Raw genomic sequence first — 19613 nt, 5'->3', positions numbered from 1 at the left:
ATCCCACTTTACATTATTTCGAATATACGTAAATAACTCATTTGGCGAGTCAACAAAGTTATCTTTAATTGTCAGCTCTGGACTATTCATACACTTAACGCTTCAAACAGCATTGTGCTTTTCGCATATGCTGCTTTGTCTTGTTATACACAATCTAAGTTTAGCTCTCATATTCCCACAAAAATAATTTCGCTATTTGTGGTGCCATTCCGGACCAACTTACGTCTGTGCAGCTCTCTATTTTCACTTTCACCGCATCTATAATGTTATCCCAACTCTCGTAGTAAGGAATCACAATTAAATAGTTTTTCTCAGTACATCGTGAGAGCATACTTTCGCTCACCACATGAACTTGAAAATTATCTGCGCTTGCCTCTCCCTCAATTCCGATCGAAACATTGAACCAAAAATCAACATTCTCTCTGTCTTCGGGGGCCCACTCATCAATGGGATCATGGTCCACACAATCCCAGGACTTTATTTCAGGCTTCTTTAGTTCCATTTGTGTGTATAACGTCTGCCTCAATTGAGGTGCCTTTTCTTCATGCCTTCAATTGATGGCACATGTTATATGCTCTCACAATGAGAGTACTCTATCTCAAAGAATACAATATTATCGTCGTCACGAAGAATCAATCTCCTTCGTCCTTCGTTCAGTTTTAATACTTTTGCAGATTCAACTCGCTCAGGACCATCATCTGGATACTTAATTAGCGAAGCTTGTCGAAATCGAATGTTTAATTTTGATTGATCATAATATTCCGCAACCACATCGATATATGACTCGAAAACTTCAACACCTAACAATATGGTGTCGGCATAACCTAGGCTTTCTTCTGGCGATTCATTTCGAAAGATCATGGCATATAACGACCGATTAAGCCGCCGCCTGCGGTCGGCTTGAATTGCTTGTTATGCGCTTATTGTTGTGAACCATTGGCTATCACTGGAAAAAGCACCCGTTGCTTGCGAGAACCTTTTGGTGCAACTCTGGAGAGTTTAATCTCTCAGATACTCGCAATATAGCTGCTTTATTATTACTATCTGGATCAGGCATCACAACACCTAATAATACTGAACTGCTAAACGAACTTGATTCGAAAAAACCTTCGCTCTCCAGCAACCGGAATACACTAATTATACAATCTTCATAGAATCCCGATACATAGAGCCATAATTGATCATCATCATAGTCATCTAGATCACCCGCATCTTCATCCTCGATTTCACCATCGTAGAACTCATCACTTATTTCTGAAATATACTCTTCAGCTTTAGCAAAGTGATCAACTGTACCAATGCTTAGGTGCCACTTATTTACATCAAGCTTATCATTAGCGTCCAATAATTCCTGCTCACAGCAAACAATTCCAAATCCATAGTAACCTTCAGCACACATAAACATATATGAACCAAGCACACCTATGTCAGATTCACTCTCAATAGCTTTGATGTGGCTACGGCATCCCTGAAGCAAGTAGCTGATTAAATTTTCTTTCATTTCCTTTATGTTCATTACTTTCCCGCACTAATCTTCCAATTAGGAAACCGCATAACGCCGCCAACACAGGCCGGAGCACGCAGTGCGGAGGTCCAGCCCCAAAGGGGCGATTGTGCTTGGCCTTGTTAAGTTTTGGCTAGTTTGGAACATAGAACCTCTACCACACCAGCCGCATTAAAGTTTAATTTATAGTGAAACCAACTTTCACCCTCCCAAGCTTCACCTTGCTTGAGATGCTCTTTTACCCACTCAGAATCATTTACAATGTGACAAGAATCAAAGCGCTCAGACTCTGACATCTCATATTCCGCATTTTGAAATTTAAAACCTAACGTATTCTCGCACTTGATGGTGATATGGTTTTCTTGCCAATCATTGAATTCTAATACGAGATCAGAACCGTCAAATCTAAATATAATATCTTCGGCATCAGCGACCGAAAAACCTAGATCTATGATTTCAATATTCTGGCTCATGACTTCCTTGGAAACTTAACTAGTAATTATATTCACTAAAGCGCATTTAATAAGTATATACAACTTTAGTTTTTTCAAATTACTCATAATTATCAATCAGATACACATCTATTTCAAATAGAGATTCCTGTTATTATTCACCCAAGCGCATTTAATACAATTCTCAAATTTTAATTTATTTAGAAATCAACAACTTACAAAAATAGCTTCCTAGAAAGATCGCTTTGCCGCTTGATTTAAACTACTTACATAAGTAGTATTTAGTAAGAGGTGCTTAAAATGACAAAGAAACCGAAACTCTTAGATCAAGTAAGATTCACTTTGCGAGCTAAGCACTATTCCTATTTAACGGAAAAAACTTATGTCCATTGGATTCGTAGATACATCTACTTCCATAATGTTAAACATCCAAAAGAAATGGGAGAGTCGGAAATTGGTCAATTCTTGACGCATCTTGCCGTTAATAAAAAGGTATCACCTGCGACTCAAAATCAAGCGCTTTGCTCACTTCTATTTCTTTATCGACACATTCTCAAAATTGATATCGATAAAATAACCAATCTTAAATGGGCTAAACCTACTCAATATTTACCTGTTGTACTTTCAAAGAATGAAGTTTCTAACTTGTTTTCCTGTATGTATGGAGTCCCTTTATTAATGGCTCAAATAATGTATGGTGCTGGATTGAGAAAAATGGAGGTTCATCAACTACGCGTGAAAGATATTGATTTTGATAGACACCAAATCATTGTTCGGCAAGGAAAAGGTGGGAAAGATCGCCATGTCCCACTTCCAAAATCATGTCGCGAAACACTTACAGAACAAATTTCTCTAACGAAAAATCTTTGCCAACAAGATAGAGCCTTAAATATCCCTGGTGTTCAGCTACCATACGCCATCGAAAAGAAATATCCTAATGCAGGAAAAGAACTTTCATGGCAATGGGTATTTCCCAGTCTGAAAATTAGTAAAGATCCTCAATCCAATATCCGGCGCAGGCACCATATTCATCCAAGTGTAGTAGCGAAACATTTAAAAGCTGCAGCTAAACATTGTGGACTCGGTAAGAAAATTTCCTGCCACACACTACGGCATTCTTTTGCAACACACTTACTTGAAACTAATTCTGACCTAAGAACAATACAAGAACTTCTTGGACATAAAGACGTTTCAACCACTCAAATATACACACATGTAATGCAAAGAAATGAAACAGGTACTAGCTCGCCACTCGATACACTTCAGTATTAATTCAAGCAACTTTCGAATGCTGTTTCATTAGAGCAATATAAATTTGTTCGGCTTCCAGCATTGAATGAACACTTTCATAAGGACCTAAAAAATCGCCTTCCCTTGTTTTAAAATACCAATGCTTACCTTCTTGAATATAACGAGAACTTCTTTCGAATTGTTTGTAATCTAAATCTTCCGTTCGCATAACCAACTTCCTTACTTCAAGTTATACAATTGATCATACGGATGTGAATTTTTTAGTGTTAACGAAATGAGATGTTCGAGTTGTAAGAGATGTCTCAATTGAGCGAGGTATTATTCACACTTAATTGGAATTATGAATTGTCAGTTTCCAATTGCTCAATCCTTCCTAAAACTATTCCATCTTGCTCCATAATTACTCTTCCTTGAGGATGATAAATGGCAGCACCTGATTTTATTTGCCCTCCTACATCCAACTCATTTTCCAGGCCATCTTCTCCTTCATTTCCTTGGTATACGCCATCCCCACCTTTACCTGGCAGACATCCATCGCCTCCTCTTCCACCATGACCGAGTAATGGTTCCGGCACATCGCAGACGCCATCGACACATTGATAAGTAACGAGATCAAACGCTCCATCCTCTCCTGGATCACCCGCAGCTATTAATCCATCTTCATTATCAATGTAAAGAGCAACTCCTTCGGCTCCCAATATAGCGTGACCGCCAAACTCACCAGGTGTTGCATCTTTTTCAAATTCAACCACTGCAGGCTGCCGCTCGCCATGAATAATTTCCATTCGAAGAAGACGACCACCACCATGTCCACCATCACCTCCAGCGCCTTTAATGGCACCTCGATTCTGCATCCGAATAAGACTGCCGGGCGCAAAGTTACCAATTACAAATGAAGCAAGCTCTGCACTCCGCGAGCAAATAGAAACGTTCTCTTCAATAAAAACACTTAACTCAATCGGCTCTGGAGGAGAACCAACAGCTAACCATAAATTATAGTTAAACTGGTTAGTTGCAATAACGATTGAGTTATCACCATCTCCACCATTAATCGTTGAATCGTACGCTAACGCTTTGTATTTCATGTGCCCTTGATTCAAATCAGAGGACCTCTCAACGATTTGGCATGTTTTTAATATTGGAGCTCCAGTCACATCTTGTAATGCTTCAACGGAAAGCTTAATAACATCGCCCGTTTTAGGCAGAAAAGAACGCCCCATCCAAAGTCGGAACTCAAACATTTTCGGATTATCTTTGTACCGTGAAAGTAATCGATTGGTTAAACTGAAAGCATGATCACGATGTAACTCATCGTCTTGCAACCAACGACTTGTAATCACTTTTGCGCGTTTATCTCCGTACTGTTCAGGCGCTTCTTTTTCTCGATCACCTAATGCATAACCGCGCGCAATGTTAGTCTCATCATCAAGTTTTTTTAATGGATTTCGTAAACCAAAGCGTACCCAAACACGAGAGAGTCTAAGGTCTGGCTTATCCGATACTTTTAATGAGCCAGAAACAAAATCTGGATCTCGAATTACATCAATCGTTGACCGAAAAGGAGAGCTTGCCTTCAATCTTATAATTTGCGCTTCACTATCTTCCCACACATCGAGCAATCCTATTTCCATCAATTCATTTAAAAGCTTGTCGCAACCTTCTGGTTTTGGAATTAGCGCAGTTAAATTATAATTAGGAAGCCACGCTTGTTTCTCTTGTTCCCAAGCCTCATCATCAATGTAATCAGAAGAAATATTTGCACCATTGATTAAAACGTCTCTGATAATATCGACCAAGTTTTCATCGATATAAGTTTTACATTGCTGCACCTTAGTATTTACAGAATGAGCAAGTGCTTCAGTATTCCACTGAGCTCGATCCACCATTAAATCATCACCGTCAATATCTAATACCCTAAGAATTTCGGCTCCCATTGTTATATGTTCGTTCACTTGGTAGAACGAGCCTTGGCCTTGCTTAACAGAAATCCAGTCATCAGCAACTTCACATTTAAATGCAAGCTCGCCCTCACTGATCGCTGGGTATTTGGCGCGCTTGGGGTCCACTTGCTTGAGCACGTCTTTGAAGGTCATTGTGACTTCATTGCGTCCGCTGGGATTACTGATGTGCTCAATTAAAAAATGCTGAGTGAGTAAAAACGACGGATCGTAAGGCTCCGATAAAAAACCCGATCGCACGATCGCTTTGCGAGCCTGATAATAGGGATTCCGAGCAAGCCACTTTCCAAAAAAAGTTCCTCGAGACGTATCGTAAGAACGCTCGCTAAAATAAGGATCAACACCGCGATCGTGGTGTTTAAAATCTTGCGCACGCACCGTCACTTTAGCGCGACTCCCTAATCCTCGACCGCCAGTAATACTCGTTGGCGCTAGAGACACGTCGGTGATGCAAGGAATTAAATCTTGGCCGCGCGGAAAGTTTTCTATGGCTGAACACAACTTATAAGATTTTGGCACCACGGAATAGTTGTCTGGATCTCGACACGTTTTGCGCGTCTTATGACAAGGCTCACCGGTTGCGGTACAGGGCGCTTGCCCAAAGTTTTCAGCGCACGCATCGACGATCAACTCCACTTCAAAATAAGGTGTTTTCGCTAATTTATTATCCATGAGTTAACGCAAACTTCCGGTAAATTTAAAGGGTAAATGGCAATACTCAGGATCAACGATGGAAGGATTTTTAATTTCATCAAGCGTCGCATAAATCACTTGCGAGAAGTTTTCTGACAGTCGAACAAAAAAAGGAGTATGAAGCGCTTTTTCGATAAAAGGACACCACTCGAACTCGGCCCAGGTGATAGGAACATAACGTAACGTATAGGACAAAGAAATCCCTGACGTTTTTTTTGCCATGGAGCCAAGAGCAAGACCAAAAGTATTACGCGTTGCTAAAACGTTTACCTGATTATCCATCCAAGGAAGCTCATTTCCGAAAGCTGGGGAACGAGGACATTGTATTTGACGTCCAACGTAAAGACAGGCAACTCTCGGCAACGCTAAAACCGCATCAAATTTAATTTCTATTTTCTGTGTCGTTGTTTGCTCCGTTAGCGTCCAAAGTTCTGCATTATCATGGGCAATAGTTAATTCGTCAGAGCTTAATAATTCATTATCGTTGTTTAGTTGACGAACAATTAACGTTGTAACGCTCGACGAATAAAACGTATGGCCAATTAGAGCTAAAGCATTCACAGTACGCGACTCACCAAGATCAATAGCGATCGTTTGCTGCCCGAAATTACCTGACTGCCAATAGTCGTACAAATTACCGTCGTGAATATTGTCAATAAAGGTGCCGGCCCCGGTGGAACTCGCACTGAGCAGCACCCCCGGATTATTCAGCAAATTATCACCTAAGAGCTGCATCATAAGCCTTGCCCTTGCGCGGAAAACTCAAAGCCCATGTCCGCCGATTCCTCATTCATTTTTTCAAACAAAAGCCGCATCGGCTCGCCGGTAAAATCGTCCACCGTCATCGACACTTCCACGCGCTTCGACTCTGCCATCGCCTCAGCTTGTTCCTGGGCGTTGTTGACGTCATTAGCGGCTTGCGGCGTTCGAAAGCGCGACGCGCCGCCACTGGAAGCCGAGACGCTTGAGGGAGCGCCGGTTCCGCCCGAACCCGAACTGCCGTATTGGCTGCTGGAAATCCCCGCCACTTGGTTCATGCCGTATTTGGTGGCTGCAATCGCAGCCGCAACGCCAAGCGCCGGCCCAATAATTGGAATACCCGCGAGCGCACTGTAAGCACTGACCGCCGCATCTTTGGTGGCAATGAGGGCATTCGCTTTTTTCATTTTTTTCGATTCGTTAAACCCGGTGCGCCCGGATTTCGTGAGCGCGGTGTTAATCCCGGTGAGGGAGTTTTCCGCAATGCTGAGCACACTGCTGGCGCTTTTCTTTTCGAGGTCGATTTTCGCCTGGTGGTAATCCTGATTGATTTTGAGCTTGAGTTCGGCAATTTCTTGCTCGGAGAGCAGCTCTTGCGTTTTTTGATCGTTTAACAGCGCCAGTCGCTCATCCCGCTGGGCGGTGAGCAGTTCCATTTCACTGGCAAAGCCTTCCGAGAGCCGGGTGAGTTTGTCCTGGTGCGCTTGCAGATCGGCAAACTCCAAATTCGACAACTGGTCGATGTAGACCGCCAGCGCCGCATCGGCTTGTTCTTCGGTTAACAGGCCCTGGGATAAGAGCTTAGAGGTATCAACTATCTTAGCGTTGACCGCTTCAATTTTGGGCGTTGTTTCACTGACAATGCGTTCGGCGAGCTGGGATAACCGATCGGCGTCGTCAAGCACCGACGTATCTAAGTTATTAGCGCCGGAACCGCCCGCATTGCCCAGCCCCGTTTTGACGACCTCCGGCAGTTTCGGCTTTTCGGTTGGACTGAGGGTTGGCTCGAGCAGCGCTTTGCGTTCATTGAGCGTCTCAATTTCTCGACCAATGGCTTCAATCCGCGCTTCAATGATTCTGGGGTCTGAGCCCACGTTAAAACCGTACTGACTTTGGCTCGTTTGTTTGAGCGCAGCATCGAGCTGTTGCTGCGCCTGGGCCAAGTCGTTGGTTTTCTCGGCCAGTTCATCGTTAATCCGAATCAGATCATTGGGCCCATGAATGGCGGCGGCAATTTCTTCGCCGAGCCATTTCGCAAAGTCGGGAATTTCGGCCATGATCGACGCGAGATTGGAAAAACCATCAATGAGCTTGCTGATCAGTTCTTGCGCCGCGCGTTTCGTTTTTGGATCGGCCAGCTGCTTATTGAAACGTTCAATCGAATCTTTCGCGTCATTGAGTCCGCCATCGCCTTCGAGCAAATCGCCGAGGTTATTGCCGAGGGCTTGCAGCGCCCCCCCAAAAGTATCGCGCGCCGCTCGGGCCGAACCGCCAAACTGAACTTCCAACTCCTTTAAAATCAGGTTTTGCGCGTCGGTCAAACGTCCCGATTCAACCAGCGATTTGATCACGTCTTTCTGGCTTTTTGAAAACTGAATGCCCGCCCGACTGAGCGCGCTTAAGTTAGCCACCGGATCATTGAGCGCTTTACCGAGTTGCAAGGTCGCTGATTTTAAATCCACGCCAAAGCGCGCCGACATATCCAGCGCGAGTTCCGTCGTCTTTTTAAATTCTTCCCCCGTAATGCGGGTAAAGGTGACAAGCTGCGACTGGGCTTCAATAATCGACTCATCGCCGAAGGTAGTGGCCGCTTGTAATTCGGAGGCGTAACCGGCGAGTTCTCTCGCGGAAAAGCCCACCTGTTTATTGGTCGAAGCAATGCCCTGTTCAAGTTGCTTAAACGCTTGCTCTTGTTTCGCGGTGGCATCAAAGATTTTTTTAAACGCCACGATACCGCCGAGCGCGCCAAAGGCGACTTTGATATTGCCAATGCTTTTTTTGGTGCGCTTTTCAAATCGCCCGAGTTTTCGGTTGGCCGACTCGAGCTCTTTTTGGTACTTGGCCGATTGGGCTTCAAGCTTCACCACCAATTTGGCTAAATCTGTCATGTAAAAAAACTCGTCGTTAAAAGGATTAGTCGGCCGGGGTACTTAAGGCGCGAAGACGCGCGAGCGTTGCGGCGGTTTCACGCTCTTTTTTGTCCGATTGCGGCGCGTGCATAAAATCATCAAGCTCAAATCGTTTGCCTTTCGGAGCATGAATGTTCGCGAGTAACGTACAAATCATGGCGGCGTGATAATTATCGCGTTCAACGCCCCGTGGCTGCGCCTCATAAAACGCCATCCATAGCGTGAGTTCGCGGCTTGTCATGCGCTCATTGAGTTCACCCAAGGTGCAGCCCAAATCGAGCGCCAATTGCATCAGGAATTTGAGGTGGGGGACTCGGACTTTTTTTTTGCCGCCTCAAGGTGCACGTCGGTCGAGCCCGACAATTGAACGATGTCGGCAAACATCTGTGACAGTAACCGGCCATCGTCATAACGCTGTAAAAACGCTAAATCAGCATCCGTTAAGCGCGGTTTAAAATCCTCATCGAGCGCCGACAGGGCCACCACCTCACGATAGAAATCCATCAAGCCTTGATGGTTATCGGGCTGTTCACGCAGCACTTTGATTTTTTCTAACGTATCGATTCGTTGATTGACCGTGAGCGGTGACAGTCGAAGCATTTTGCCATTCGGCAATTTAAAATCGACGTGGTTTAACGTTAAATCACTGAAAAGTTCACTGAGCATGTGGGTGTCCTTAACCAATGTTATTTTGTCGAATAGAACGAATGATTTTTCCGGAGATTTTTCCCGTGATGGACAACGTGTGTTTGTCTTCTTTGTTGGGCGACACCGACCAAGATTTTAAAGTGAGCGTAAAGGCAAAGGTTTCTGTTTGAACCAAGTCGTCCATCGTTAATCGAAAGTTGCGTTTCGCACGATTTTCCACATCGGCAATCAGCATGTTTTGCTCCTGACTGTCGAGCAGGCGATTCATTTCAATCGTCATTTCATTGCCCTCCGACAATCCGGCGATGTACTCTTTCGCATCCGAATCCCAATTGGTCGTATCGTACTCGGCGTTGGTGGAGCCGAGACCACTGACCGATAAAATTTCCGGCACCCGCTCAAAACTTTCTTCCTCGGCACCATTGCCCAGTAACAACCCCAAACCGTCTGTAAACGACATGGCTTACTCCTCTTGATAATCAATAGAAAAAATAAAATTGGATTGGACTTCCGATTCATCAAAATGAAACGCATCGATTTCACGCTCCAGGCGCACCCGATGAATGGGACAGTCTTGGCTGAGCTTGGGCAGTGCGTGCATCACGCGCCTGAGCGCTTTGCCAATCGTTTCACTCGCAGCCATCGAATGGGTCCATAATCCGAGCTCAACCCGAACGCGAGTAAATGAACTCGGACCATCACAGGAGTAATCCAGCTCCCGGTCGCTTTTCTTGACCGTAATGCCGGGAAGCTCATCGTCTTCATCCAAATGCACCGCTCGAACCACCGCGACCTGCTGAGATAACTCGTCGTCCGAACAGAGCGTTTCAATCACCGTTTGAAAAATCATGATGACTGGCCAATGGTGTCAATCTTGTCTTTCAGTAGCTCGGAAAAACGCGCGACAATGTTCGATTGGTCTTGCTCCAAGGCTCGAGTGAATACGGGATTGGCCGGAATAAACCGCGTGCCCAATTCCAAAAACGCGACCGCGTAATAGGCTTCCGGTTTCACCCCAATAAACACAAAGGCGGTCGTCTTATCGCGCGAGAGTTTTGATTTCCGGGCGACATTTCGCCGGGCAAATCCCGGTGCGACCAAACGACCTTTATACGTTTTGTGCGGTGATTTTCCGTGCGCTAAATTTTGTTTAATCTGTTTCACGGTGGGCGTACTGGCACGCAGTAAACTTTGCCGCAAGGTTTTACCGCCCAGCTGTGATCCGAGTTCGGATAACTTTTTCGATAACGCTTTTAAACCGTCAATCTCAGACATGTTCTTTCACCAGTAAAATCAATTCACGATGACGGTCGCTGACGTCAATGGGCGGAGCCATCACCTCAAAATGTCGGCCATCCATCATAACTTTCATCAGTGCCGTAATGCCCGGCTGATAGCGCATGACAATCTTATGGGTGATTGAGGCTTTGGCTTGCACGTTGGCAAAATATTCTTTGCTGCTCATCGGTGATAATCGAACGATGGCTTGCGTTGACACTTCCCACTGGGTTTCGATTTCCTTTAACCGATTCTCAGTTTTTACCGGACGCAAAAACACCGCGCGCCGTTTTAATTTTCCGGCGTTCATAAGCCTCCTTAAGGCGCTTTATTGAAAACGACTATTTAAAAAGAATAATTACGATAGGATTGCACGAGAAAGTCATACCCCTGCGGCAGCATGGACACGTTAATGCCTTGCACCGTACTTTCTCGGTTTTCGTAAAAATGACCGACCAATAGTTTGATGGCATGAAGGATCGGCTTTGGGACATTTTCAATCGCATCAAAACCGGCCGTAAACTCAATCCACACCGCACTGCTGCGATCGGTTTGTGTCGTGGGCCACTCGTAACCCGGTGCGGGTTTAAGCGATGGCGATCGCGAATGACCATCGAATTGATAATGGTCGGGCGGTAAGGTTTGAAACACGCCATTGCGGTCAAAATAACTCAGAGACCCAATGCGCCGGATCGGACGGACCGGAAAATAAATGCTCTCCGAAAAACTCGAACAATATCCCCGAAACGTTTGCTCGGTGGTGATCACACGCAAGTCCTCTTCGACAAATTCCCGAACCGTCGCCTGAAGAGTTTCAATCAGTTCGTCATCGTGATCGTGCAGCACATTCATGCTCTGTTTGAGGTGAGAAGCCGAGACCGGCTCAACACCTCGCGGGGTCAAAGGCACAATGTTCATGACCGAAGACTCGTTTATTGTTTGTAAAGCTTGGCGACTTTCGCTTGAATCAAAGCCTCGGCGTGATCTTTATCAAACCCAGCGACTTCATCTTTGTTGTACGGCGATTGGTGTTTTAAAAACTGCACAATCACACGCTCAAGTGCGACGTCTTTTTTATCCGACATGATTGGTTCTCCAAAATGAAAAGTTCGAATGGTTAGAAAGTAAGGATGGAAAATTAATTATAGACCCCAGCGAACGCCGGTTAAGATAGCCGCCGCGCCGCCATGACGCAGACCAAAGTCGTGCTCTTCAATCACCCGAATAACGGTTTGGTCGCGCGAGAATGCCGAGACGAGTTCAGTGCCATCTTTGTAGGAGGCTTCGGTCGACACATCGAGCGTTAAGCGGTGCGCTTCACCAATCACCGCATGATGAAAGTCGACCAAGTACACTTCGGTTTCATCGCCATTCGCGCCTAAGTTTTCAGGGATCGTCGTTGACCAACCGACCGGGACTTTGCCAATCCGGCCGCTTTCCGATAATTCCGGATACACTTTGTGGCCGTTCTGATCGCGCAAGGTTTCCAAGAAGGTAAAGGTGCGTTCACTAAGCACAATCCCTGGGCGCGTCATCTTAATGTTGTTTCGGCGCAAGCAGCCAATGAGCTTTTGAAAATCGCGTTCAATGTCCAGCGCGGAATTCCCACTCGAGACAATGAGGTTTGACGGGATGGCTTGATAGCGCAACCCTTTGACTAAATTGCCCGTGCCATCATCGCGCAAAAACGCTAAATCTTCACGCTCTGCCACCACCTGGACAATGTCATCGAGCACAAACTGATTCGCTTCACTGGTGCCAAAACGCACCAGGTCGTTCGAGACCGGCACTAACCCGGTGAGCTTTTTCTTCGACAGTTTAAAGTCACCAAAGCTGGGTTCCGACTTAATAATGTCTTCGCCTTCCGCTTGGTAACTGGCCGACGCACTTGAAGCCCCGCGGCCCATTTCGAGCTGACCGTCGGGCATCGGAATTTCACGGCACCCGCCGTTTAAGTTTCGCATTAACACACTGGGCCGAAGAATTTCGATAAACTCACGCGAATACCCCGGTGGCACGACAAAGCCGCCCGCACTCCCCGTTTGGGTATTGAGCGCTGCGCCAATCGTTGGGTACCCTTCTTGCTCAGCAAAATGCGCCGCATCGCGAAGACTGCCTTTATTGGCCGCAATGGCTCGGGTAAAGAGACCAATCGCCTGACCTTTTTCAATCGGCTTTTCGACTTTGCCAATCACCTCAACGTTATCACCGTTCGATTCGATTTCGGTGATTTCCAAACGCTCGGCCGCTTCGGCACGTTTGAGTTTTTCCTGGTAAGTATCAAACTCTTCTTCCAGCGAATTAAATTCGGTAATTTGTTCTTCGGTCAGCGTTTCACCGCTCGACTCGAGTTTCGCAATTTCAACAATGCGACCTTTGATTGTCGCCAGGTGCGCTTTTAATGACTCAATGGTTAACATAGGCTCATGTCCTCATGGGTTTAAAAAAAGGGGCAATAAAAACGGCGACCGAAGTCGCCGTGATGTGTCTCAAGTAAAATGCGTTATTGCAGCGCGATGGCTTTGGCGCGCCTTTGCAACGATGAGTGGGTGGGTTTCTTTTGAGTGTCCGAAACAATCGATAAAAACGCGTCTCTTGGACTCATAATGTCGTGCACCAGCCCCATCGCTTTGGCATCCTCACCGGTAAAAAAGTCCGCCTCATAACTGCGTAGGGTATCGATGGGCAATCCCAGATTGCGCGAGACCGTTTGTAAAAAAAGTTCGTTCGATTGATTGACCTGGTACTGCACTTTCTGACGCGCCGAATCGGTGATGGGCGTGTCCGGATCGAGATCCGCTTTCTTTGCACCCGCAGTAATCGTTTCAATCTCCATCGCCAGACGTTCGTGTTGTTTGCTGCGACTGACGAGTTTCGCAATGGTGCCAATGGAACCCGCCCCGCCCGTTCGACTGGCAATAATGCGCGAGGCGGAACTTGCGATGGCATAGGCCGCCGAAAATGCCGAGTCGTTAATAATGGCCGTAATCGGTTTAACGGAACGCGCCTCATACAGCTGGTCCACAAAATCGTACAAACCGGCCACCATGCCGCCGCCGGAATCAATGTCGAGCACAATGTGCTGGACCAGTTCGTTATCCAGTAAGCTTTGCAATTCATTCGATAAACTCGCGTAAGAACGCACGCCTGAAAGACTGGCAAGACCCGAGGTTCGATTAACGAGCGTGCCGGTCACATTCATTACCGCAACACCGCCGGTGAGGGTGTCATCGGACTCCAATCGCTGACCGGTAAGACCGGCTTTTTGCGTCTCAGTGAGCGCGCCAGTCAGTAAACCTTTTTCAATAATCTCTAACAACACGTCCATTTTTTGGGAAGCAATTGCCCAAGGTTCATTAACCAACAGTGAAAACAAGTAAGGATGATTCATTCGTCGTGTCCTGTTTCTTTTGAGGGTTCGTTCGAAGCGTCTTTTGCATCGTTAATCGCGTCCTGGTCCATCATGTTGAGCGGCGTGTGGTAGCTGTCCCCCTCATCATCATCGCGCAAGGTTTCGGTTTCTTTGCGCCGACAATCGTTGGCCGAATAAATGCCCCACTGCCGCCCTTGCGCATACACACTGAAACGCGTTTTTATGTCGGCACGTTCGAGCGCACTCAAGTTATGTTCAAAGTAATAGTGATGGCGTTCTTCCGGCCTCAGCAATGACAAGTTGAGCCGCTGCTCCATGCGAATGAGCCACGGCCGTAACGAGAATTTAATAAACGCCAAACTCATGTGCTCGATGTTGTTGAAGGTGGAGCGATCCATATCGTGCAGCAAATGCACCGGTACATTGAAGATGCGCGCGATTTCTGCAATCTGAAATTTTCGGGTTTCTAAAAATTGCGCGTCGGCATTACTGACGCTGATTTGTTGGTACTTAATACCACTGTGCAACACCGCCACACCGTTTTTATTGTTCCCGCCGTTTTCTTTTTTCCAGGACTTTTTTAACTCATTGATTTGTTCGGGCTTGGCTTTATCGGGCGTCACTAAAATGCCGGTCGGTGTCGCACCATTTTTAAAGGTCGTCGCGCCATGTTTTTCGGCAGCCACCGATAACCCTAACGCTTCGCGCGTCATTTCAATCGGGTTCAGTCCCATCAATCCATTCGTGCTGAGTCCTTTTTGATGGAGGATATGACGCGCCGGATGCGTTTTATTGGTTTCCATCGATTCATAAAAGAGCTTGCCGGATTGACTCATTACGACTTTTGTCTTATCCGGATGCAATAAAATGAGCTCACCTAAAGCGCCTTGATGATCCCGTTTCACCAAACTGTACGCATTGCCGCGCAGACCCAACGCGACCATTTGCGCTTCGCGCCAATCGAACGAAGTCATCGATTCATTCGGTGAGGAATACACCAGTTGATACGCCGGATGATCCGTCGCTTCGTGTTTGTTGTTGCCGTTTCGTTGATACAACTTTAACGGAAGTGACGCACTCGACTCGGCCAAAATGCGCACCGCTTGCAGCACCGCCGTAATGCGCATGGCGTTATCAGCGTTAATGATTTCACCCGAACCGGTCGGGCCGCCGCCGATTAAATTGATAAACCACTGGGCCGGTTTTGAGGCCGTAGTGGTTCGTGCACTCACTAAGTTAGAAAACCATCCCATCAATCACACACCATAATGTTCGACTTGCTGTTCATCGATAACAATGGCCCGACTGAGCGCCATAATGGCCGCAACCGCACCGTCAATTTTATTGTCCCGCTCTTCTTTGACGGGCCGAATTTTTTTGCCATCGTCGATTTCTTTGGCGACCACATTGCCCATCATCCAGGACAATGCCGGATTGCCATCGTGATGAATGCGACCTTCTTTTAAAAGCCGTTCAAACTCTTTCATCGCATCACTAATCGCATAGCTTTGCGGCACTTCCACGAGTTCAATGTCCGAATTCGCTTTGTGAATATTCTGCGCGATTTGCGTCGCACCCCAGGGATCAAACGCCAGCTCTTCGATATCAAACAATCGGCACTCGTTGATCGCATTGGATTGCACTTGCTCGTAATCGATGGTGTCGCCCTCGCAGGTGATGAGATGCCCTTGATGTTCCCACTCGACGTAGAGTTGTTTATCCGGATCTTTAAGCAGCGCTTCCGGAATGTAGTAATTGCCAAAAAAGAAAAAGTGCTGTTCGCCCTCAATCATTTTTTCAAACATCGTCACGTCGGCCGTAATGTCGAGTTTGCTCGACATGTCCAAACCCTTAATGGCTTTGCAGCCAATAAAGTCATCACGCTCTAAACTCGTGTCGGCCGCATTCGCCCAATCGACCATATTGAGCCAGGCGTTTTTCGCATACACCCATTCGTCCAGGTGTTTAATCTTGAACGCATTTTGTTTTCGGGGGCTGCGCATCGCATCTTTTTGTCGTGCGATTAAGTAGTCTTTACCGACCGATATGCCGATATTCGGATTGGCTTTTTCCAGCACCTCGGTCGAGGTCCAATCGTCGTTTTTATCAATGCCGTAAACGATGCCAAAGAGTTCTTCGTTACGCTCACCGGCATTCGCGCTTAAGGTTCTCTGCAGATCTTTTTGATGCTGAAAACACGGCCCCGAGGGATTGGTGCCCGCTGTGGTAATCATCAATAACAAGGGCTGTTCACGTGCGCCCATTCCGGTGAGCATGGTATCGAATAACACATCATCGTCGTGCTCGTGCACTTCATCCAAAATCGCGCACGAGGGACTCGCTCCATCGCCCGGTTTACCAATCACCGGTTCAAACTTGGAACCGTCGGGCGTATGACGCGAGCCTTTTTTATCGCACTCCAATCGTTTAGCATGCGCCGTTAATCCGTAAGCGGCTCGAAGTTGTGGCGTTCGCTCGACCATTTGCTTGGCGGGACGAAACACTTCCCACGCTTGTTTTTCGGTCGTCGCTCCGCAATAAACTTCAGCACCAAATTCGTTGTCTTGCACCAACATGTAAAGACCAACACCGGCCGCAATAATCGACTTGCCGTTTTTACGCGACACACAAATGTAAGCCACCACAAAACGCCGGTAGCCCGTCGACTTTTTTAGCCAACCGAATAAATTCGCGATAATAAATTTTTGCCAACCTTCCAGCTGAATGCGTTTGGCAAGGCCCTTGCGATTCGCCCACTTGCCTTTGACGTGCGGTAACAGCTCAATGAACTTAATCGGCTGCACCGCTTTTTCCACATCAAAGTAAAATTCAAAATCGCCGGTTTTTGAGCGCTCGAAGTCATCATAAAATCGTTCCACCGCAAGCCGTTCCCACTGACACGCGGGACGCTCACCCGACAGCACGCGATCGCAATACGCTAGAATATCGTCAAGATGATCGGTCGCTGACATCGCTTACCACCCATCACTTACAAGCCATCAAATTCATTTTCAAACAAATCGCCTTGCTTGGCGTTAAACCGCAATTCGGTCGCCGGTGATAATCCCAAGTGCGCCGTCAATTGCATAAACTTTCGAAAGTCATCGTTTAATTGAGCGACACCCGGGCGAGACTTCCACTGTTCACCGTGGCGTCCCATCGTCACATAATACCAATCGTCTTTATCGAGCTCACCGCGTAATCCATCCATGCGCACTTTCACCACGCAATACTGATGAATGACATCCACATACAACGATTTCAGTCGGTTGTTTTTTGACAGCTCCAAGGCGACGCGATCCCAAACTTTAGTCTCATCTTTAGTTAAACCACGTGGCTTTAATTGCTTTGCGAGTAACTTATGTTTCTCTTCATTTTCTTCCGCTTGCTTTTGACCTTCGTCGAATTTTGGATGTTTAGCAACCGCTAAACTTGAAGTGTCGGGTAATCGACCTTGCATTTTATTACTCTCGATTATATGTAAATATTCACTGACAACAGAGAAAGTTTTGACCGCTCTTAAGTATTTAAAAAGTATATAATTTCACTTTCATCAAAATTAGGAATTGAACATGAGTGAACACAACGCAGAAACTGAGCGTAATGCCCAAGTCGCAGAAGACATCTTAGAAATACACAAGCTGAATGAAGAGCTAGAAGCCTTCCAAAAAAAGCCTTCTAGAGATCCCTATGATTTCGCGCTAATTTTAATCATTTTTGCTTTAATTTTCTCCTTGTCGATTAAATTCGGTTCGGAGCCCAGTTCAGAAACCTATATCATAGTACTTCTACTTTTCTTCGGCGCAAAAAGCTACGAGGATAATAAGGCCAATAAACGAATTATCGGCATAATGCACAAGCTCATCAAATTACAAAACAAGAGTTAATCGTGGTGAAACTCTTTTAATTTCTTAGCGCGTAAAAATGGACCTAGGGCGGTGGTCAGACGGCGATAAACTGTAGAGATTAAACACCCCCTACCCTCAATTAATTTCTCGCTCGTTGTGATTCTTGTTGCGTCTTTAATGCATGACATGCTTTACATATGCACTGCAGGTTACTTAATGCATCGCTACCACCGGCGCTCTTAGGTGTTATGTGGTCGACCGAATTGAAAGCCGTTACTCGACCTTCCCGTAAACAGGGCTGACATAACGCAGAGTCTCGAGCTATGGCTCGCTTACGTTGTTTTTGCCAGGCATAACCATAGCCACGAACGCTGGCGGATTGAGTGTGAACGTTACTCCAGCTGCGCGCATGTTCTGCATGCTCACTACAAAAGCCATGACGCTCAATCGTTAAGCCTTTGCACAGTCGATAACGACATGGACGTTTAGCGCGTGCTGGCATTATTGAGTGTTCTTTTGTGTGTGTTTATCTTTACTGCGGTAATGCGCATAACCTAAAAAGCCTGCACCAAATAACGTATATAACTCGGTTGGTATGGCTTGCAACCACAGCGTGACACCATGCGTTACACGCTCAGCAACGGTTGGTTCAAATGCAAATAAAAAGCCCATCGGTATGGCCGATAAAATAAAAATATAAATCACATACAAAAACGATGGCCTGGCACGACTCGTCCAAGGGTCGCTACTGTTTGCTTCAGCGAGTATGGCAGAGAGCCGTGTTTCTAATTGCTTTAAGTCGCCGTTCTGTTGCGCTAACAACAATTTTAATTGCGCTTCGGCTTTGTCGGTTTCATCTGGCCAGATGCGATCGATGAGTTGTTTGCCAATCTCAAACACACCGCCAATTAATGCAGGATGCGCCATGGTTTACCTCGAATAAAAAGAGCTTTCGTACAACGGGAATCATTCCCACGAAAGCAATGTGGAGTTTAAGCCGCGACAACCGCGCGTTGGTGAGAAATTTCTAAGGTTCTATCGCCAGAGTCGTGCAAGTAATCCAACACTTTACCCAGTGCAACACCACTCGAAGAACCGCCAAACATCGTGCGTTTAAACGCTGCGTTATACAGCGGCATAAATTCGGTAGCCGGTGCAATACAGCCTTGCAATTGATGCGGCCAGTTAGCACCATGAAAGCAACAACCCCAACGAACAAATCGATTATGCGTTGCCTGCACTTGCACGTTGAGCGCTTTATTTTCTAACGCAAAAGTTTCGAGCTCACCTTTGTATTCATAAGGCTTTAGTTCATACACACCTTCGGGCACACAGCTTTGAAACGAAATATTGTTGTTCCATAACCGCTCAGTTGAGTATGCTAAATGATTGCCATCGAGATCGAGCAACTCACCAAAAACACCAAACGATGGAATATAACCACGAATCAGCTTCATAGCTTGGTTTCCTTTTGTTTTCGTTCTTTAAAAAAGTCGACAATGCGAAATACTATGGCCACAAAACCAGTAAACGCCGCCATCATTTGAAAAGCTTCTCCCCAGGTTAAAACACTGGTTCCAAAATCGATCATTATGCTTTGAAAAAATGAGAGCTTCGGTTTTGCGGCTTCTATTGCGGTATAAGAAAAAGGCGCTTGAACCGCGAGGCCCGTAGAGATGTTATGCATTAAGTACCTTAGCGCAGGCATAAAAAAACCCCG

General features: G+C 46.1%; 27 protein-coding genes. 2 read left to right on the top strand and 25 right to left on the bottom strand.

The window, feature by feature from the left end; translation table 11 throughout:
* Positions 1–160: 160 nt before the first annotated feature.
* From FAX86_RS17895 to FAX86_RS17880, 4 genes are all read right to left on the bottom strand, one after another.
* Positions 161–526, bottom strand: coding sequence for an Imm8 family immunity protein (locus FAX86_RS17895; RefSeq protein ID WP_144394848.1), 366 nt, complete (start codon positions 524–526; stop codon positions 161–163).
* A 41-nt stretch (positions 527–567) separates the two neighbouring features.
* On the bottom strand, positions 568–861 hold the full coding sequence (locus FAX86_RS17890; RefSeq protein ID WP_144394847.1) for a hypothetical protein: 294 nt from the start codon (positions 859–861) through the stop codon (positions 568–570).
* A gap of 82 nt (positions 862–943) precedes the next feature.
* Entirely contained in the window at positions 944–1516 is a 573-nt protein-coding gene (locus tag FAX86_RS17885; RefSeq protein ID WP_144394846.1) for a hypothetical protein, read from the bottom strand.
* A 110-nt stretch (positions 1517–1626) separates the two neighbouring features.
* On the bottom strand, positions 1627–1977 hold the full coding sequence (locus tag FAX86_RS17880) for a hypothetical protein (protein WP_144394845.1): 351 nt from the start codon (positions 1975–1977) through the stop codon (positions 1627–1629).
* Positions 1978–2256: 279 nt separating this feature from the next.
* Here FAX86_RS17880 and FAX86_RS17875 point away from each other — a divergent pair, with 279 nt between their 5' ends.
* Positions 2257–3228: an integron integrase gene (locus FAX86_RS17875; RefSeq protein ID WP_144394844.1), complete on the top strand. Its 972-nt coding sequence runs from the start codon at positions 2257–2259 to the stop codon at positions 3226–3228.
* A 1-nt stretch (position 3229) separates the two neighbouring features.
* On the opposite strand, the gene FAX86_RS17870 is transcribed toward FAX86_RS17875, so the two are convergent.
* The 17 genes from FAX86_RS17870 to FAX86_RS17795 form a co-directional block, all read right to left on the bottom strand.
* The gene (locus FAX86_RS17870) at positions 3230–3415 is read right to left on the bottom strand and encodes a DUF6316 family protein (RefSeq protein ID WP_144394843.1); all 186 of its coding nucleotides are present in this window, start codon (positions 3413–3415) and stop codon (positions 3230–3232) included.
* A gap of 130 nt (positions 3416–3545) precedes the next feature.
* A complete protein-coding gene (locus tag FAX86_RS17865; protein ID WP_144394842.1) occupies positions 3546–5837 on the bottom strand; it encodes a hypothetical protein in 2292 nt (763 codons plus the stop codon).
* A gap of 3 nt (positions 5838–5840) precedes the next feature.
* A complete protein-coding gene (locus tag FAX86_RS17860; protein WP_144394841.1) occupies positions 5841–6596 on the bottom strand; it encodes a hypothetical protein in 756 nt (251 codons plus the stop codon).
* Entirely contained in the window at positions 6593–8725 is a 2133-nt protein-coding gene (locus FAX86_RS17855; protein ID WP_144394840.1) for a phage tail length tape measure family protein, read from the bottom strand. Before FAX86_RS17855 ends, FAX86_RS17860 begins: the two co-directional genes overlap by 4 nt.
* Positions 8726–8750: 25 nt before the next feature.
* On the bottom strand, positions 8751–9008 hold the full coding sequence (locus FAX86_RS17850; protein ID WP_205859246.1) for a phage tail assembly protein T: 258 nt from the start codon (positions 9006–9008) through the stop codon (positions 8751–8753).
* 29 nt (positions 9009–9037) lie between these two features.
* Complete coding sequence (locus FAX86_RS17845) at positions 9038–9412, bottom strand: hypothetical protein (protein WP_144394838.1); 375 nt, start codon at positions 9410–9412, stop codon at positions 9038–9040.
* A 10-nt stretch (positions 9413–9422) separates the two neighbouring features.
* Positions 9423–9854: a phage tail protein gene (locus FAX86_RS17840; protein ID WP_144394837.1), complete on the bottom strand. Its 432-nt coding sequence runs from the start codon at positions 9852–9854 to the stop codon at positions 9423–9425.
* Between the two features lie 3 nt (positions 9855–9857).
* Entirely contained in the window at positions 9858–10244 is a 387-nt protein-coding gene (locus FAX86_RS17835) for a hypothetical protein (protein WP_144394836.1), read from the bottom strand.
* Positions 10241–10669 carry an HK97-gp10 family putative phage morphogenesis protein gene (locus tag FAX86_RS17830; protein ID WP_144394835.1) on the bottom strand — a complete coding sequence of 143 codons (429 nt, stop codon included), beginning with the start codon at positions 10667–10669 and terminating at the stop codon, positions 10241–10243. Before FAX86_RS17830 ends, FAX86_RS17835 begins: the two co-directional genes overlap by 4 nt.
* On the bottom strand, positions 10662–10982 hold the full coding sequence (locus tag FAX86_RS17825; RefSeq protein ID WP_144394834.1) for a phage head closure protein: 321 nt from the start codon (positions 10980–10982) through the stop codon (positions 10662–10664). The genes FAX86_RS17830 and FAX86_RS17825 overlap by 8 nt, the downstream gene beginning before the upstream one ends.
* Before the next feature lie 35 nt (positions 10983–11017).
* Entirely contained in the window at positions 11018–11590 is a 573-nt protein-coding gene (locus FAX86_RS17820; protein WP_144394833.1) for a head-tail connector protein, read from the bottom strand.
* 14 nt (positions 11591–11604) lie between these two features.
* The gene (locus FAX86_RS22310; RefSeq protein ID WP_164503663.1) at positions 11605–11757 is read right to left on the bottom strand and encodes a hypothetical protein; all 153 of its coding nucleotides are present in this window, start codon (positions 11755–11757) and stop codon (positions 11605–11607) included.
* A 57-nt stretch (positions 11758–11814) separates the two neighbouring features.
* The gene (locus tag FAX86_RS17815; RefSeq protein WP_144394832.1) at positions 11815–13092 is read right to left on the bottom strand and encodes a phage major capsid protein; all 1278 of its coding nucleotides are present in this window, start codon (positions 13090–13092) and stop codon (positions 11815–11817) included.
* Between the two features lie 83 nt (positions 13093–13175).
* On the bottom strand, positions 13176–14063 hold the full coding sequence (locus tag FAX86_RS17810) for a S49 family peptidase (protein WP_144394831.1): 888 nt from the start codon (positions 14061–14063) through the stop codon (positions 13176–13178).
* Positions 14060–15298, bottom strand: a complete 1239-nt coding sequence (locus tag FAX86_RS17805) for a phage portal protein (RefSeq protein WP_144394830.1) — start codon at positions 15296–15298, stop codon at positions 14060–14062. Before FAX86_RS17805 ends, FAX86_RS17810 begins: the two co-directional genes overlap by 4 nt.
* 3 nt (positions 15299–15301) lie before the next feature.
* Entirely contained in the window at positions 15302–17017 is a 1716-nt protein-coding gene (locus FAX86_RS17800; RefSeq protein ID WP_144394829.1) for a terminase large subunit, read from the bottom strand.
* A gap of 17 nt (positions 17018–17034) precedes the next feature.
* Positions 17035–17505, bottom strand: coding sequence for a P27 family phage terminase small subunit (locus tag FAX86_RS17795; protein ID WP_144394828.1), 471 nt, complete (start codon positions 17503–17505; stop codon positions 17035–17037).
* Between the two features lie 112 nt (positions 17506–17617).
* On the opposite strand from FAX86_RS17795, the gene FAX86_RS17790 reads away from it, so the two are divergent.
* Positions 17618–17932 (top strand): hypothetical protein, encoded by a 315-nt coding sequence (locus tag FAX86_RS17790; RefSeq protein WP_144394827.1) that lies wholly within the window; start codon positions 17618–17620, stop codon positions 17930–17932.
* 100 nt (positions 17933–18032) lie between these two features.
* Here the strand turns inward: FAX86_RS17790 and FAX86_RS17785 are convergent, their stop codons facing one another.
* The 4 genes from FAX86_RS17785 to FAX86_RS17770 form a co-directional block, all read right to left on the bottom strand.
* Positions 18033–18395, bottom strand: coding sequence for an HNH endonuclease (locus FAX86_RS17785; protein ID WP_144394826.1), 363 nt, complete (start codon positions 18393–18395; stop codon positions 18033–18035).
* Positions 18395–18820, bottom strand: coding sequence for a holin family protein (locus FAX86_RS17780; RefSeq protein WP_144394825.1), 426 nt, complete (start codon positions 18818–18820; stop codon positions 18395–18397). Before FAX86_RS17780 ends, FAX86_RS17785 begins: the two co-directional genes overlap by 1 nt.
* Positions 18821–18885: 65 nt before the next feature.
* A complete protein-coding gene (locus FAX86_RS17775; RefSeq protein WP_144394824.1) occupies positions 18886–19350 on the bottom strand; it encodes a DUF5675 family protein in 465 nt (154 codons plus the stop codon).
* The gene (locus FAX86_RS17770; RefSeq protein ID WP_144394823.1) at positions 19347–19580 is read right to left on the bottom strand and encodes a hypothetical protein; all 234 of its coding nucleotides are present in this window, start codon (positions 19578–19580) and stop codon (positions 19347–19349) included. Before FAX86_RS17770 ends, FAX86_RS17775 begins: the two co-directional genes overlap by 4 nt.
* Positions 19581–19613 lie beyond the last annotated feature (33 nt).

It is taken from the genome of Pleionea sediminis (assembly GCF_007570825.1).
Lineage (GTDB): Bacteria > Pseudomonadota > Gammaproteobacteria > Enterobacterales > Kangiellaceae > Pleionea > Pleionea sediminis.
This window is presented reverse-complemented; position numbering and strand designations above follow the sequence as displayed.